Origin of the sequence: Paraburkholderia phymatum (assembly GCF_040965635.1) — a bacterium.
In the GTDB taxonomy this organism is placed as follows: Bacteria; Pseudomonadota; Gammaproteobacteria; order Burkholderiales; family Burkholderiaceae; genus Paraburkholderia; species Paraburkholderia phymatum_B.
Map to the genome: position 1 here is coordinate 40,604 of NZ_JBFRCH010000002.1, position 14,555 is coordinate 55,158.

The following is a 14,555-nucleotide window of genomic DNA, read 5'->3' on the forward strand; positions in this document are numbered from 1 at the left end:
TCCACCCTACATGAAAAACGGCCGGCGCGCTTTTGCGCTACCGGCCGTCCTGCTTTCACTGCATTACTGCTGCGGCGTCGGTTCCGTCTGCGCCGCTTCGTTCAGAAGCGCCTTCGCCGACAGACGCACACGACCCTTTTCGTCCGTCTGGATGACCTTGACCTTCACTTGCTGGCCTTCCTTCAGGTAGTCGTTGATGTCCTTGATGCGCTCGTTGGCGATTTCGGAGATATGCAGCAGACCGTCCTTGCCCGGCAGCAGGTTCACGATCGCGCCGAAGTCCAGCAGCTTGAGCACCGTGCCTTCGTAGATCTGGCCCACTTCGACTTCGGCCGTGATGTTCTCGATGCGCTTCTTCGCTTCCGCCATGCCTTCGCTGCTCGTGCTCGCGATCGTGACGACGCCGTCGTCCGAGATGTCGATCGTCGTACCCGTTTCTTCCGTCAGCGCACGGATCACCGAACCGCCCTTGCCGATCACGTCGCGGATCTTTTCCGGATTGATCTTGATGGTGATCATGCGCGGCGCGAACTCGGACAGTTGCGTGTTTGCACCCGAAACGGCCGCCGTCATCTTGCCGAGGATATGCATGCGGCCTTCCTTCGCCTGCGCGAGCGCGACCTGCATGATTTCCTTGGTGATGCCCTGGATCTTGATGTCCATCTGCAGCGCCGTTACGCCGTCAGCCGTGCCCGCCACCTTGAAGTCCATGTCGCCGAGGTGATCTTCGTCGCCGAGGATGTCCGTCAGCACAGCAAACTTGTTGCCTTCGAGGATCAGGCCCATCGCGATGCCCGCGACGTGCGCCTTCATCGGCACGCCGGCGTCCATCAGCGCGAGGCAGCCGCCGCACACCGATGCCATCGACGATGAACCGTTCGACTCGGTGATTTCCGACACGACGCGAATCGAGTAGCCGAACTCGTCCGCGGTCGGGAGACACGCGACCAGCGCGCGCTTCGCGAGACGGCCGTGGCCGATTTCACGGCGCTTCGGCGAGCCGACGCGGCCCGTTTCACCCGTCGCGAACGGCGGCATGTTGTAGTGGAGCATGAAGCGATCACGGTACTCGCCTTCGAGCGCGTCGATGATCTGCTCATCGCCCCTCGTGCCGAGCGTCGCGACGACGAGCGCCTGCGTCTCGCCACGCGTGAAGAGCGCCGAGCCGTGCGTACGCGGCAGCACACCCGTGCGGATTTCGATCGGGCGAACGGTGCGGGTATCGCGGCCGTCGATACGCGGCTCGCCGTTCAGGATCTGCGAGCGGACGATCTTCGCTTCGATGTCGAACAGCACGTTGCCGACGGCTGCCTTGTCGGCTGCCACGGTGCCCGCTGCTGCCGCTTCTTCTTCCAGCTTCGCCTGCGTCGCTGCGTAGATTTCCTTCAGGCGGGTCGAGCGAGCCTGCTTGTCGCGCGTCTGGTAAGCCGCAGCCAGATCGGCATAAGCAATCTCATTGACGCGCGAGATCAGCACTTCGTTCTTCGGCGCCGGCTGCCAGTCCCACTCAGGCTTGCCGCCTTCACGAACGAGTTCGTGGATCGCGTCGATGGCCGTTTGCATCTGCTCGTGACCGAACACGACGGCGCCCAGCATTATGTCTTCCGGCAGTTGATCCGCTTCGGATTCGACCATCAGCACCGCGCGCTCCGTACCGGCGACGACGAGATCGAGGCGCGATTCCTTGCTTTGCGTGCGAGTCGGGTTCAGCACGTACTCGTTGTTGACGTACGCGACGCGCGCAGCACCGACGGGACCGTTGAACGGCAGACCCGACACGGCGAGTGCAGCCGACGCGCCGATCAGCGCGGGGATGTCGGCCGGGACTTCCGGGTTGATCGACATCACGTGCACGACGACCTGCACTTCGTTGTAGAAGCCTTCCGGGAACAGCGGACGCAGCGGCCGGTCGATCAGGCGCGAAATCAGCGTTTCGCCTTCCGACGGACGGCCTTCGCGGCGGAAGAAGCCGCCCGGAATCTTGCCTGCCGAGTAGGTCTTTTCGATGTAGTCGACGGTCAGCGGGAAGAAGTCCTGGCCCGGCTTCGCCGTCTTCGCGCCGACGACGGTCGCCAGCACGACGGTGTCTTCGATATCGACGAGCACGGCACCGCCCGCCTGACGGGCGATCTCACCCGTTTCCATGCGAACCGTGTGCTGGCCCCACTTGAACTCTTTGACGACCTTGTTAAACATAGACATTTGTCCTCCTTGATCTTTTGGTCATGCCGCGCAACCCCGTTGAACTGCGGCCGCGCGGCACCGTCAGGACCGAAGCCTTTCGGGTAGAGGAGTGTTATGCCATTCCAGAGAATCGCGTGGACGCCTCCACTTGCACGCGAACCGCTGGAATGACACAGCGCCCTACCCTGAAGCCCGGTTTTGTTTCGTTTTGCCCGCGACGCAAGCAGCGCGCCAGACGGGTGATTCGATGGCAAACCTCACACGAAGCGTACCGTCGAAAAACAAAATGCCTGTATCAGCGGAACTGACACAGGCATCTTGCTGACAGAAAGTCCGATGCGTCCGATTACTTACGCAGGCCCAGCTTCTCGATCAGAGCGCGGTAACGATCGGCGTCCTTGCCCTTCAGGTAGTCGAGCAGCTTGCGACGACGGCTCACCATGCGCAGCAGACCGCGGCGGCTGTGATGATCCTTCGTGTGGGCCTTGAAGTGAACCGTCAGTTCGTTGATGCGCGTCGTGAGCAGCGCGACTTGAACTTCGGGGGAGCCGGTGTCGTTTGCGCCACGTGCAAATTGCGCGACGACGTCGGATTTCTTGATTTCAGCTACGGACATGTTGATTTCCTTTGAATCAAACAGGCGGTCACGGAAGAAAGGCCGTGCCGTGCGGTTACAACAAAACGAGTCGCGTATTGTATCACAGCCGGATCATCCGGCGAACCCCGCCGTTTCGGGCCGTGCTTCGCGCAGGGGTCCGAGCGCCGTATTGCGGTCCGTTTTGGGTCGGTTTTTTGGGGCGCTTTCGGGTTCATCACAGGCTCATTCACGGGCTTATTCAGGGCCGCTTCATCCGGCACGTCGTGGCCGCAACAGTGCGTTCGGGCGGCAGCGCCAGCACGGTCCGGAAGCCATATTGCGAGCCCTCGTTGTCGAACTGGACGCCCTGCATGCCAGCCTTGTCCATTTCCATCACGTAAAGGGGCTGGATCAGTTGATGATCGTCGGCGCGCATCCACGACGGGTGGAAGCCGTTGTCGTACTTCATGCCTTCGAGCGCCTTCGCGACCTTGTCGGGCTGCGCGCTGCCCGCACGGCTCATCGCTGCCGCCAGCATTTCGATCATCAGCGGCATGCGCAGCACCGGGTAGTCGTCCTGCGCAGCCGGGAACCGCTGGCGGAACGACGCGTACCATGCGTCCGATGCCGCGCCGCCCGCGTTCGGATGCCAGTCGGCGACGGCGACCACACGCTTCACGCCCGCGTCACCGAGCGCGGCCGGCGCGCCGAGGCTGTTGCCGTAGAACGTGTAGAACTTCGTATCGACGCCCTGCTCGCGCGCCGCCTTGACGAGCAGCGTCAGATCGTTGCCCCAGTTGCCCGTGATCACGGCGTCGGCGCCGCTCGCGCGAATCTTCGCGATGTACGGCGCGAAATCCTTCACGCGGCCGATGGGGTGAAACTCGTCGCCAGCCACGACGACATCCGGCCGCTTCGATGCAAGCGCCGCGCGCGCCAACGTGCTCACGTCATGCCCGAAGCTGTAGTCCTGATTCAGCAGATAGACCTTCTTCACCGACTTGTCGCGCTGGATCACATCCGCGAGCGCGTCCATCCGCATGCCTGCGTGCGCGTCGAAGCGAAAGTGCCAGAAGCTGCAGTTCGCGTTGGTGAGCGCCGGATCGTCGGCGGAATAGTTGAGGAACAGTTCGCGATTGTCCGGCTCACGCCTGTTCTGCTTGTCAATCGCAGCCAGCAGCGCCGCCGCTACGGCCGAGCTGTTGCCTTGCGCGATGAAGCCGATGTGTCTGTCGGCGGCCGCGCGCAATTGCACGAGCGCCTCTTCCGCGCTGCCCTTGCTGTCGAGCACGACGAGTTCGAGAGGATGCGCGCCGTCCGCGAGCTTCACGCCGCCGCGCGCGTTGACCGTCTCGACACCGAAGCGCAGATTGCGCTCGACGGCCGCGCCCGCGTTCGCAAACGGACCGGACATGCCTTCGATCATCGCGATGCGGATCGGCGCTCCCGGCGGGCGTTCTGCGCATGCACGCTCGCTGCTGGCCACGCTGCGATTGCCGCGATTGCCAGCGTCATCGCTGCCACTGCCGCCCTGGTCGATTTTGTTTTCATCAGCGGGTCTCATCTGTCGATCGAAGCGCGGATCATAGGACGGCGCGCCGCCCACGAGCAAGCGAATACGCGTCTCTCCGAACGCAAGGCCCAAAAATCTTTTGACCCAGCACGTGTCAAAATATCTGCTCGCAATGAACTTGCATGGGACGGGAGTAACAGCGAAAGCATCAACTCCTGTCGACGGCACAATAACAATCAACCATCGAACGCCATCGGAGGTGTCATGTTCAACCGCCTTTCATCCGTCGCGCCGACGATGCCGGGCTTGCGTACGGCGCGCGGCGCGCTGGCCGTTCTCGCTTGCGCGGGCGTCATTCTCGCCGGCTGCGCGCAGCCCTGGCAGAACTATCAAGAGGGCGCGGACGCGTCGACGATCGTCGCCCGCCTCGGGCCGCCGCGCGAAGTCTACGATCTGCCGAACGGCGGCAAGCGCCTGATGTGGCCGACGCAGCCGATGGGCGAAACGACGACGGCCGCCGACGTCGACGCGTCCGGCAAGATCGTGAACGTGCGGCAGGTGCTGCAGCCGAACGAGTTCTATCGCGCGGAAATCGGCAAATGGACGCGCGACGACGTGCTGGTCAACTTCGGTCGCCCCGTCGAAACGAACTATTTCCCGCTGATGAAGCGCGAGGTGTGGACGTATCGCTATCAGGAGGACAACGTCTGGTACATGATGTACAGCTTCTATTTCGACGACCAGGGCATCCTGCGTCTGACGCAGAAGACGCCCGATCCGCTGCACGATCCGGATCGGCGTAGCTTCTTCTGAAGCCGCCTCCTGTCCGAGCCAATAACGAAAAAGCCGCCGGTCGAGGTGGCTTTTTTCATGGAACGCGCAGCCGATAAAAACCCCGCCGCAGCGGGTTTTTTCGATGCAACCGAACACAACGAACGCGCAGTCAGATTTCCGCGCGCTGCGGATTCAGCTTGTCCTGGCCTGCATACAGACGGTTGAGCGCCGAGATATACGCCTTCGCCGATGCAGCGACGATATCCGGGTCCGTACCCACGCCGTTCACGATGCGCCCCGCCTTCGACAGGCGCACGGTCACTTCGCCTTGCGCCTGCGTGCCCGTCGTGATCGCGTTGACGGAGTACAGCAGCAGTTCCGAGCCGCTACCGACTTCGGTTTCGATCGCGTTCAGCGTCGCGTCGACGGGACCGTTGCCGTTCGCCTCGCCGACCACTTCCTTGCCTGCGACCGAGAACACGATCCGCGCATGCGGCCGCTCGCCCGTTTCCGAATGCTGCGACAGCGACACGAACTTGTAATGCTCCTTCTCCTGCGCTTCCGCCGACTCTTCCGCGACGATCGCGATGATGTCCTCGTCGAAGATTTCGGCCTTGCGGTCCGCCAGTTCCTTGAAGCGCTGGAACGCGAGGTTCAGTTCGCTTTCGCTGTCGAGCGTGATGCCGAGTTCCTGCAGACGCTGCTTGAACGCGTTGCGCCCCGACAGCTTGCCGAGCACGATCTTGTTCGCCGTCCAGCCCACGTCTTCGGCGCGCATGATTTCGTACGTGTCGCGCGCCTTCAGCACGCCGTCCTGATGGATGCCCGACGCGTGCGCAAACGCGTTCGCGCCAACCACGGCCTTGTTCGGCTGCACGACGAAACCCGTGATCTGCGACACGAGCTTCGACGCCGGCACGATCTGCGTCGTGTCGATGCCGAGGTCGAGGCCGAAGTAGTCCTTGCGCGTCTTCACGGCCATCACGATTTCTTCGAGCGACGTATTGCCCGCGCGCTCGCCGAGACCGTTGACCGTGCACTCCACCTGACGCGCGCCGCCGATCTGCACGCCCGCCAGCGAGTTCGCCACGGCCATGCCGAGGTCGTTGTGACAGTGCACCGAGAAGATCGCCTTATCCGAATTCGGAATGCGCTCGCGCAGCGTCTTCACGAGATTGCCGTACAGTTCCGGCACGCCGTAGCCGACGGTATCCGCGATGTTGATCGTCGTCGCGCCTTCCGCGATCACGGCTTCGAGCACGCGGCACAGGAAGTCCATGTCCGAGCGGCTGCCGTCTTCCGGCGAGAACTCGACGTCGTTCGTGAACTTGCGCGCGAAACGCACGGCCAGCTTCGCCTGCTCCAGCACCTGCTCGGGCGACATGCGCAGCTTCTTTTCCATGTGCAGCGCGGACGTCGCGATGAACGTGTGGATGCGGAAGTGATCGGCGGGCTTGAGCGCGTCGGCGGCACGCTGGATGTCCTTGTCGTTCGCGCGCGCGAGCGAGCAGACCGTGCTGTCCTTGATCATGCCTGCGATCGTGTGGATCGCGTCGAAATCGCCGTTCGAGCTGGCGGCGAAGCCTGCTTCGATCACGTCGACTTTCATCCGTTCGAGCTGCTTCGCGATGCGGATTTTTTCTTCCTTCGTCATCGACGCTCCGGGCGATTGCTCGCCGTCGCGCAACGTCGTGTCGAAAATGATGAGCTTGTCTGCCATCTCAGGTCTCCAGGGGGATTCGGTTGGTTTGAATCAGGAAAACGGAATTCGAGTGTTTGCGCCACCACCGCAGGCGACGCTAAACAACGAACGAGGCAAACGGAGGGCGAAAACGATCAGCGCGGCAGGCGCGCTAGAGCTAGCGAGCTTAGTAGCTTGCCGGCTTGAAGAGACAGGAAGGGGAACTTGGAAAGTGCCATGCCAGCGACTATAGCGGCAATCCCGAAAACGCGCAATTGAGGCTAACCAGGGCGGCCATAGGATTTGCCAGCGGCCTGCGATCGCCACACTCACGTTCACGTCGCGAAGGTGAATCGGCGGTGCAAACGAGCAAGACGAACCGTGGACAGGAACCGGCAAGAAAAAACGGCAGCCCGAAGGCTGCCGTTCCGTTTCCATTTCACTGCGCTGCGTGTAAGCGCCGTCAGTTCGGACGCTGCGACGAGCGCGCCGGATTGCCCATTCCGCGCATAGCGCGGTACGCCCAGAACACGTACCCGGAAAAGCCGTACAGCACGAAGAGGCCGAACAGCATCAGCGGCGGGTCCGACGACACCAGCACGAACGCGACCACCACCAGCAGGATCGCCGCGAACGGCACACGATGGCGCACGTCGAGCGCCTTGCCGCTGTAGAACGGTGCATTCGACACCATCGTGACGCCCGCGTAGATGGTCAGCGCGAACGCGACCCACGGCAGCCACACGAGCTTGAGCGGCACGCGGTTGTCGGTGGCGAGCCACACGAAGCCCGCGATCAGCGCGGCCGCGGCCGGGCTCGGCATGCCCTGGAAGAAGCGCTTGTCGACGACGCCGATGTTCGTGTTGAAGCGCGCGAGACGCAGCGCCGCGCCCGAGCAGTAGACGAACGCCGCAAGCCAGCCCCACCGGCCGAGGTCCTTGAGAATCCACTCGTACATCACGAGCGCCGGCGCGACGCCGAACGACACCATGTCCGACAGGCTGTCGAACTGCTCGCCGAATGCGCTTTGGGTATGCGTCATGCGCGCGACGCGGCCGTCCATGCCGTCGAGCACCATCGCGACGAAAATCGCGATCGCCGCGACTTCGAAGCGCACGTTCATTGCCTGCACGACAGCGAAGAAGCCGCAGAAGAGCGCGGCCGTCGTGAACGCGTTCGGCAGCAGATAGATGCCGCGCTTGCGCAGGAATTGCTGACGCGCGGCGCGCCGGCTGTCGATCACGGCGGATTCCGCTACGACGGGCGGCTTGTTGCGTCGGAACGGACGCGGCTGCGGCGCACCGCTGCTGCGAGGACGACGCGGTTTGAATGCGGCCATCGAACTCTCCCTGTGCCGCTTATAGCTCAGCCAGAATCGTGGACGACGCGGACACCTTCTCGCCGATCGACACACGCGGACGGCTGCCCATGGGCAAATACAAGTCGACGCGCGAACCGAAGCGGATGAAGCCATAGCGCTGGCCGCGCGTCAGCGGCTCGCCCGCCCTCACGTAGCAGAGAATGCGCCGCGCGATCAGGCCGGCGATCTGCACGGAGGTCACGGTCGCACCGCTCGCGGTTTCGATGACGATCGCGTTACGTTCGTTTTCCGTCGAGGCTTTATCGACAGCAGCATTCAGATACGCGCCCGGAAAGTACTCGACCTTCGAGATCGCGCCGTCGACGGGCGAGCGCTGCGAATGCACGTTGAACACGTTCATGAACACGCTGATCTTCAGCGCTTCGCGGTTCGCATACGGATCATGCGCGGTTTCGACTGCGACGATGCGGCCATCCGCCGGGCACAGCACCGCGTTCGCCTGGGTCGGGATAGGACGGGCAGGATCGCGGAAAAACTGCACGATGAAGATGACCAACAGCCAGAAAATCCAGGCAATGCCGAACCCTGCGACGAAGTGGATCAACAACGCAACGACGACCGCGACGGCGATGAACGGCCAGCCTTCGCGCGCGATGATCGGATGGGGGTAACTCATAAGTGGGTTCAGTCTTTTGGAAAACCGTAGGATAGCAAAAGCCGTCCAGGGTTCAGCACACCTGGACGGCTTTTTGATGCTTCCGGCGCATTTCGTGCGCCGGAGTGCGAAAAACAGGCAGATTAGTTCTTCGACTGATCGACCAGCTTGTTCTTCGCGATCCACGGCATCATCGCGCGCAGCTTCGCACCGACCTGCTCGATCTGGTGCTCGGCGGTGATGCGGCGACGCGACTGCAGCGTCGGCGCACCAGCGCGGTTTTCGATGATGAAGCTCTTCGCGTACTCGCCCGTCTGGATGTCCTTCAGGACTTCCTTCATCACCTTCTTCGTTTCGTCCGTGATGATGCGCGGGCCCGTCACGTACTCGCCATACTCGGCGTTGTTCGAGATCGAGTAGTTCATGTTCGCGATGCCGCCTTCGTAGATCAGGTCGACGATCAGCTTCAGTTCGTGCAGGCACTCGAAGTACGCCATTTCCGGCGCGTAGCCCGCTTCGACCAGCGTTTCGAAGCCGGCCTTGATCAGGTCGACGGTACCGCCGCACAGCACGGCCTGCTCGCCGAACAGGTCGGTTTCCGTCTCTTCGCGGAAGTTCGTTTCGATGATGCCGGCACGGCCGCCGCCGTTCGCCGCTGCGTACGACAGCGCGATGTCGCGCGCCGCGCCCGATTTGTCTTGCGCGACAGCAATCAGGTGCGGCACGCCGCCGCCGTTCTGGTACGTGTTGCGCACCGTGTGGCCCGGCGCCTTCGGCGCGATCATGATGACGTCGAGGTCCGCGCGCGGGATCACCTGGCCGTAGTGCACGTTGAAGCCGTGCGCGAATGCGAGCGCCGCGCCCTGCTTGATGTTCGCGGCGACTTCCTTCGCGTACACGTCGGCGATCTGCTCGTCGGGCAGCAGCATCATCACGACGTCCGCGCCCTTCACGGCTTCCGCCACTTCCTTCACCGCGAGGCCAGCGTTCTCAGCCTTGCTCCACGATGCGCCGCCCTTGCGCAGACCCACCGTGACGTTCACGCCGCTTTCCTTCAGGTTCAGCGCGTGAGCATGGCCTTGCGAGCCATAGCCGATGATGGTGACCTGCTTGCCTTTGATGAGGGAGAGGTCAGCGTCCTTGTCGTAGAAAACTTTCATGTCTGTTCCTTGGCGAAATTCAGAAAAATTCAAAGCTGCGTGTGTGTGCTGCGGGGCCCGGCGGATGACGCGGCGCCAGGCCCGGATCGAACCGGCTTTTGTGGCTCGTCATCAAACCTTCAGGATACGCTCGCCGCGTCCGATGCCCGAACCGCCCGTGCGGACCGTTTCGAGAATCGCGGTGGCGTCGAGCCCTTCGATGAACGCGTCGAGCTTCTCGCTCGCGCCCGTCAGCTCGATCGTGTAGGTCTTTTCGGTGACGTCGATGATGCGGCCGCGGAAAATATCCGACATACGCTTCATCTCCTCACGTTCCTTGCCGACCGCCCTTACCTTGATCAGCATCAGCTCTCGCTCGATGTGGGCGCCCTCGGTCAGGTCGACCACTTTCACCACCTCGATCAGGCGGTTCAGATGCTTCGTGATCTGTTCGATCACGTCGTCCGAGCCAATGGAGACGATGGTCATGCGCGACAGCGAGCGGTCTTCCGTCGGTGCCACCGTCAAGGTTTCAATGTTGTAGCCGCGTGCGGAGAACAGGCCGACCACGCGCGACAGCGCGCCCGGTTCATTTTCCAGCAGGACGGAAATGATGTGTCTCATGTTCGCTTCTTCCAGATGTCGATGCAGGCGATACGTGCCTTTATGCGATCTGGCGCCGCTCCATCCGCTCTCGCCTTTTGTGAAGACGCGCATGACGAAGCCGGCGCACAAACGCGCTCGTTATAGATCTTCCGACCCGAGGAGCATCTCCGTGATGCCCTTGCCGGCCTGAACCATCGGCCAGACGTTTTCGGTCGGGTCGGTCTGGAAGTCGAGAAACACCGTGCGATCTTTCAGGCGCAGCGCTTCCTTCAGCGCCGGCTCGACATCCGCAGTCTTTTCGATGCGCATGCCGACGTGTCCGTACGCTTCGGCGAGCTTCACGAAATCGGGCAGCGCATCCATGTACGAATGCGAATAGCGCTTGCTGTATTCGATCTGCTGCCACTGGCGCACCATGCCCAGATAGCGGTTGTTGAGCGAAACGATCTTGACGGGCGTGTCGTACTGCTTGCAGGTCGACAGCTCCTGGATGCACATCTGGATCGAGCCTTCGCCCGTGATGCAGACGACGTCGTCATCCGGATGAGCCATCTTGACGCCCATCGCCGCCGGCAAGCCGAAGCCCATCGTGCCGAGGCCGCCCGAGTTGATCCAGCGGCGCGGCTTGTTGAAGCGGTAGAACTGCGCGGCCCACATCTGATGCTGGCCCACGTCCGAGCACACGAACGCGTTGCCGTCCGTCAGCTCCCACAGTTTTTCGACCACGTACTGCGGCTTGATGATTTCGCTTGCGCGGTCGTACTTCAGGCAGTCTTTCGAGCGCCAGCCTTCGATGTCCTTCCACCACGCGGCGAGCGCTTCCGTGTCGGGGCCATGCTCGGCCGTCTGCAGCTGCTCGATCAGCTCCTTCAGTACTTCCTTCACGTCGCCGACGATCGGGATGTCGACCTTCACGCGCTTCGAGATCGACGAAGGGTCGATGTCGATGTGAATGATCTTGCGCGGACGCGACGCGAAGTGAGCAGGGTCGCCGATCACGCGGTCGTCGAAGCGCGCGCCGATCGCGATCAGCACGTCGCAGTGCTGCATCGCCATGTTGGCTTCGTACGTGCCGTGCATGCCGAGCATGCCGAGGAATTTCTTGTCAGCGGCGCGATAGCCGCCGAGTCCCATCAGCGTGTTCGTGACAGGATAGCCGAGCAGATCGGCGAACTGGTTCAGCTCGCGCGATGCGTCCGCGAGGATGATGCCGCCGCCTGTATAGATGTATGGGCGCTTCGCCGACAGCAACAGCGCAACGGCCTTGCGGATCTGGCCCGAGTGGCCCTTCGTGACGGGGTTGTACGAACGCAGGGATACGCTCTTCAACGGCTCGTACTGGCAAGGCGCCTTCGACACGTCCTTCGGAATGTCGATCAGCACAGGGCCGGGCCGGCCGGTACGGGCGATATAGAAAGCTTTCTTGACGGTGGCGGCGAGATCGCGCACGTCCTTCACGAGGAAGTTGTGCTTCACGCACGGACGCGTGATGCCGACCGTATCGCACTCCTGAAACGCATCCTGGCCGATCGCGGCAGTCGGCACCTGGCCGCTGATGATCACCATCGGGATCGAGTCCATATAGGCCGTCGCGATGCCCGTCACCGCATTGGTGACGCCGGGGCCGGAGGTCACGAGGCACACGCCGACCTTGCCGGTCGAGCGCGAATAGGCGTCGGCGGCGTGAACCGCGGCCTGCTCGTGGCGCACGAGGATATGCTGGAACTTGTCCTGCTTGTACAGCTCGTCGTAGATGTAGAGTACCGAGCCGCCGGGATAGCCCCAGACAAACTCGACGTCTTCGTCGGCCAGTGCCTTCATGAGCACGGTGGCGCCGATCGAGTCAGCTTCGTGAGGGGGTGTGGTATCCGACGTGGAGAATTCCGCGCTGGGCATATTCATCGTTCACCTTTCGAATTTTCGGCAAAAAATTGATCGGGTGCTCTCTGCCGGGCTTGTGGCTCGGGTTCAAGCGGCGCGTCCAGTTTGACAGGCGAGCTTCTTGGGCTCGACTCAAATGAGACAAGTCACTTATGTTGCGAACCGTAGACGATAGCTACGATGTGCCCGCTGGTCAAGCAAATATTTCCATGATTGACGGCGGCTGCCCTTCCGTCGTCCACTTCTGACCGCTTTGCCCAAACCGCGTGAACGGTCAACGAAGCTCGACCGAATGCTGGTTGCAAGCCGCATGGTTGCCGCGTTTTTCCCCGATTCGCGCGAAAGTTTGTTAGCATCCGCGAGTTTCACGACATTTTTCGACCGATTCCGCGCACACTCGCTGCGCCGACCCCCAACGGATGGCATCAGACAAGGAACTCGCCGATTTTCTGGCGGGCGTCGAAAGGCGCGCGTTCAAGCAGACGGTCTACGCCGTGCGGGACGATGACGCGTCGCTCGACATCGTGCAGGACGCGATGATCAAGCTCGCCGAAAAATACGGCGACCGCCCTGCCGCTGAGCTGCCGCTTTTATTTCAGCGTATTCTCCAGAATGCGATGCACGACTATTTCCGTCGGCAAAAGGTGCGCAATACCTGGGTGACGCTGTTCTCGTCGTTAGGCAATGCTGAAGACGAGGACTTCGACCCGCTGGAGACGTTCGAAAGCCAGGACGGCGCAACGGGCGCGGAAAGCGGCGAGCAGCAGCTCGAGCGCGAGCAGGTGCTGCAGTTGATCGACGACGAGATCCAAAAATTACCGGCACGTCAACGAGAGGCGTTTCTGATGCGTTACTGGGAAGATATGGATGTCGCTGAGACTGCTGCCGCGATGGGCTGCTCGGAAGGCAGTGTGAAAACCCACTGCTCGCGAGCCACGCACACGCTGGCGCACGCGCTCAAGGCCAAAGGAATCACGCTATGAGCTCCGCTCTCGAAATAAAAGAAATCGAGTTTGCGCGGCAGCTTCGCCGCGCGCTCGACGAAAACGCTGCCCGCATTCCGACCGCCACCACCGACCGGCTCGCCGCCGCGCGCCATGCCGCGCTCGCCCGCAAGAAGCCCGAGGCCGTGCATGCGCCCGCCTTCGTGCCTGTCTTCGTCGGCGCCGGGACGCTCGCGGACATGCCGCAACAGGAAGCGTCGCGCCGCCTGCCGCGCCTGCGCAAGCTCGCGCTCGCGTGGCCGCTGCTTGCGCTCGTTATCGGGCTCGCGGGCATCGCGTGGTGGGAAGACCACCAGCGCACGGCCGAGCTCGCCGATATCGACGCCGCCATGCTGAGCGACGACCTGCCGCTCAATGCCTATCTCGATCACGGGTTCAACGCGTATCTGACGCGCAACCACTGACGGCGGAGAGTTGACGGGTGAGTTATAAGCGCGGCCTCGCCGTTGTGTCCGGATGCGTGATCGCAGCCTTGGTGTCATTCGGCGCCACCTTTCCGCGCTTCTATCCGACACCCACGCCGGCCGCGGCGCCCGCCGCCGGCGCGCCCGCGAAGCCGGCGGCCGCCCCCGCGCTGACCGTCGAACTGCCCGCTCTGCCGACGTCGAGCAGTCCGCTTGCGTGGGCGAAGCTGACCAGCTCCGAACACATGGCGCTCGCGCCGTTCGCTTCGCAGTGGGACAGCTTCAGCGAAGAACGCAAGCGCAAGTGGCTGAAGATCGCGTCGCGCTACCCGAAGATGACACCCGAAGCGCAAAAGCGTCTCCACGAGCGGATGACGGAATGGGTGCGCATGACGCCCGAGCAGCGGCGTGTCGCGCGCGAGAACTACCAGGTGTCGAAGGAACTGCCGCGCGAGGCGCGTCAGAACGCGTGGAAGGCGTATCAGCAGCTCTCCGAAGAGCAGAAGCAGAAGCTCGCCGCGAGCGAGCACAAGCGCCGCCCCACCGTCGTCAGCGCGCCGCCTTCGGGCAAGTCCGAGATCAAGGACATCAACCGTCTCGTCAACGGCAAGGACAAGCTCGCGAGCGTGCCCGTGCCGCCGGCAGCGGGGGCATCGGCGGGCGCAGCGGCGGGCATGGCGCCCGCGCCGGGCGCGCCTGCCGTTCCCGCCGCCGGCAGCTTCGTTCCGGCGTCGCCGACACCCGTCTCGCCTTCCGACGCGCCGTCGATCTTCAACGGCTCATAATCTCCCGCGAGCCCGCGCCGCGGGCTCTTCA

The 14,555-nt window shown here is 62.8% G+C and carries 13 protein-coding genes; 4 read left to right on the forward strand and 9 right to left on the reverse strand.

The genetic code is table 11. From position 1 onward, the window contains the following. Positions 1-63 precede the first annotated feature (63 nt). The 3 genes from pnp to AB4Y32_RS03630 all read right to left on the reverse strand — a co-directional run bounded on the left by pnp (position 64) and on the right by AB4Y32_RS03630 (position 4,325). On the reverse strand, positions 64-2,202 hold the full coding sequence (gene pnp / locus AB4Y32_RS03620; RefSeq protein WP_368720033.1) for a polyribonucleotide nucleotidyltransferase: 2,139 nt from the start codon (positions 2,200-2,202) through the stop codon (positions 64-66). A gap of 328 nt (positions 2,203-2,530) precedes the next feature. Next, positions 2,531-2,800, reverse strand: a complete 270-nt coding sequence (gene rpsO, locus AB4Y32_RS03625; protein WP_012401401.1) for a 30S ribosomal protein S15 — start codon at positions 2,798-2,800, stop codon at positions 2,531-2,533. Positions 2,801-3,020: 220 nt separating this feature from the next. Beyond that, positions 3,021-4,325 carry a branched-chain amino acid ABC transporter substrate-binding protein gene (locus AB4Y32_RS03630; protein ID WP_368720034.1) on the reverse strand — a complete coding sequence of 435 codons (1,305 nt, stop codon included), beginning with the start codon at positions 4,323-4,325 and terminating at the stop codon, positions 3,021-3,023. Positions 4,326-4,571: 246 nt separating this feature from the next. On the opposite strand from AB4Y32_RS03630, the gene AB4Y32_RS03635 reads away from it, so the two are divergent. Beyond that, positions 4,572-5,087: a hypothetical protein gene (locus tag AB4Y32_RS03635; RefSeq protein ID WP_368720532.1), complete on the forward strand. Its 516-nt coding sequence runs from the start codon at positions 4,572-4,574 to the stop codon at positions 5,085-5,087. Positions 5,088-5,217: 130 nt separating this feature from the next. Here the strand turns inward: AB4Y32_RS03635 and AB4Y32_RS03640 are convergent, their stop codons facing one another. From AB4Y32_RS03640 to AB4Y32_RS03665, 6 genes are all read right to left on the reverse strand, one after another. Next, the gene (locus AB4Y32_RS03640; RefSeq protein ID WP_087733296.1) at positions 5,218-6,768 is read right to left on the reverse strand and encodes a 2-isopropylmalate synthase; all 1,551 of its coding nucleotides are present in this window, start codon (positions 6,766-6,768) and stop codon (positions 5,218-5,220) included. 424 nt (positions 6,769-7,192) lie between these two features. Continuing rightward, a complete protein-coding gene (pssA, locus tag AB4Y32_RS03645; RefSeq protein ID WP_152762421.1) occupies positions 7,193-8,068 on the reverse strand; it encodes a CDP-diacylglycerol--serine O-phosphatidyltransferase in 876 nt (291 codons plus the stop codon). A 19-nt stretch (positions 8,069-8,087) separates the two neighbouring features. Further along, positions 8,088-8,726, reverse strand: coding sequence for a phosphatidylserine decarboxylase (locus AB4Y32_RS03650; RefSeq protein WP_368720035.1), 639 nt, complete (start codon positions 8,724-8,726; stop codon positions 8,088-8,090). 122 nt (positions 8,727-8,848) lie between these two features. Beyond that, on the reverse strand, positions 8,849-9,865 hold the full coding sequence (ilvC, locus tag AB4Y32_RS03655) for a ketol-acid reductoisomerase (RefSeq protein WP_368720036.1): 1,017 nt from the start codon (positions 9,863-9,865) through the stop codon (positions 8,849-8,851). A 111-nt stretch (positions 9,866-9,976) separates the two neighbouring features. Continuing rightward, positions 9,977-10,468, reverse strand: a complete 492-nt coding sequence (gene ilvN / locus AB4Y32_RS03660; protein WP_007588180.1) for an acetolactate synthase small subunit — start codon at positions 10,466-10,468, stop codon at positions 9,977-9,979. A gap of 120 nt (positions 10,469-10,588) precedes the next feature. Beyond that, complete coding sequence (locus AB4Y32_RS03665) at positions 10,589-12,352, reverse strand: acetolactate synthase 3 catalytic subunit (protein WP_368720037.1); 1,764 nt, start codon at positions 12,350-12,352, stop codon at positions 10,589-10,591. 398 nt (positions 12,353-12,750) lie between these two features. Here AB4Y32_RS03665 and AB4Y32_RS03670 point away from each other — a divergent pair, with 398 nt between their 5' ends. The 3 genes from AB4Y32_RS03670 to AB4Y32_RS03680 are packed head-to-tail and all read left to right on the forward strand — an operon-like array spanning position 12,751 to position 14,524. Further along, positions 12,751-13,314 carry an RNA polymerase sigma factor gene (locus tag AB4Y32_RS03670; protein WP_087733301.1) on the forward strand — a complete coding sequence of 188 codons (564 nt, stop codon included), beginning with the start codon at positions 12,751-12,753 and terminating at the stop codon, positions 13,312-13,314. Further along, entirely contained in the window at positions 13,311-13,739 is a 429-nt protein-coding gene (locus AB4Y32_RS03675) for a DUF3619 family protein (RefSeq protein WP_368720038.1), read from the forward strand. Before AB4Y32_RS03670 ends, AB4Y32_RS03675 begins: the two co-directional genes overlap by 4 nt. A 17-nt stretch (positions 13,740-13,756) precedes the next feature. Then, positions 13,757-14,524 carry a DUF3106 domain-containing protein gene (locus tag AB4Y32_RS03680; protein ID WP_368720039.1) on the forward strand — a complete coding sequence of 256 codons (768 nt, stop codon included), beginning with the start codon at positions 13,757-13,759 and terminating at the stop codon, positions 14,522-14,524. Positions 14,525-14,555: the final 31 nt, after the last annotated feature.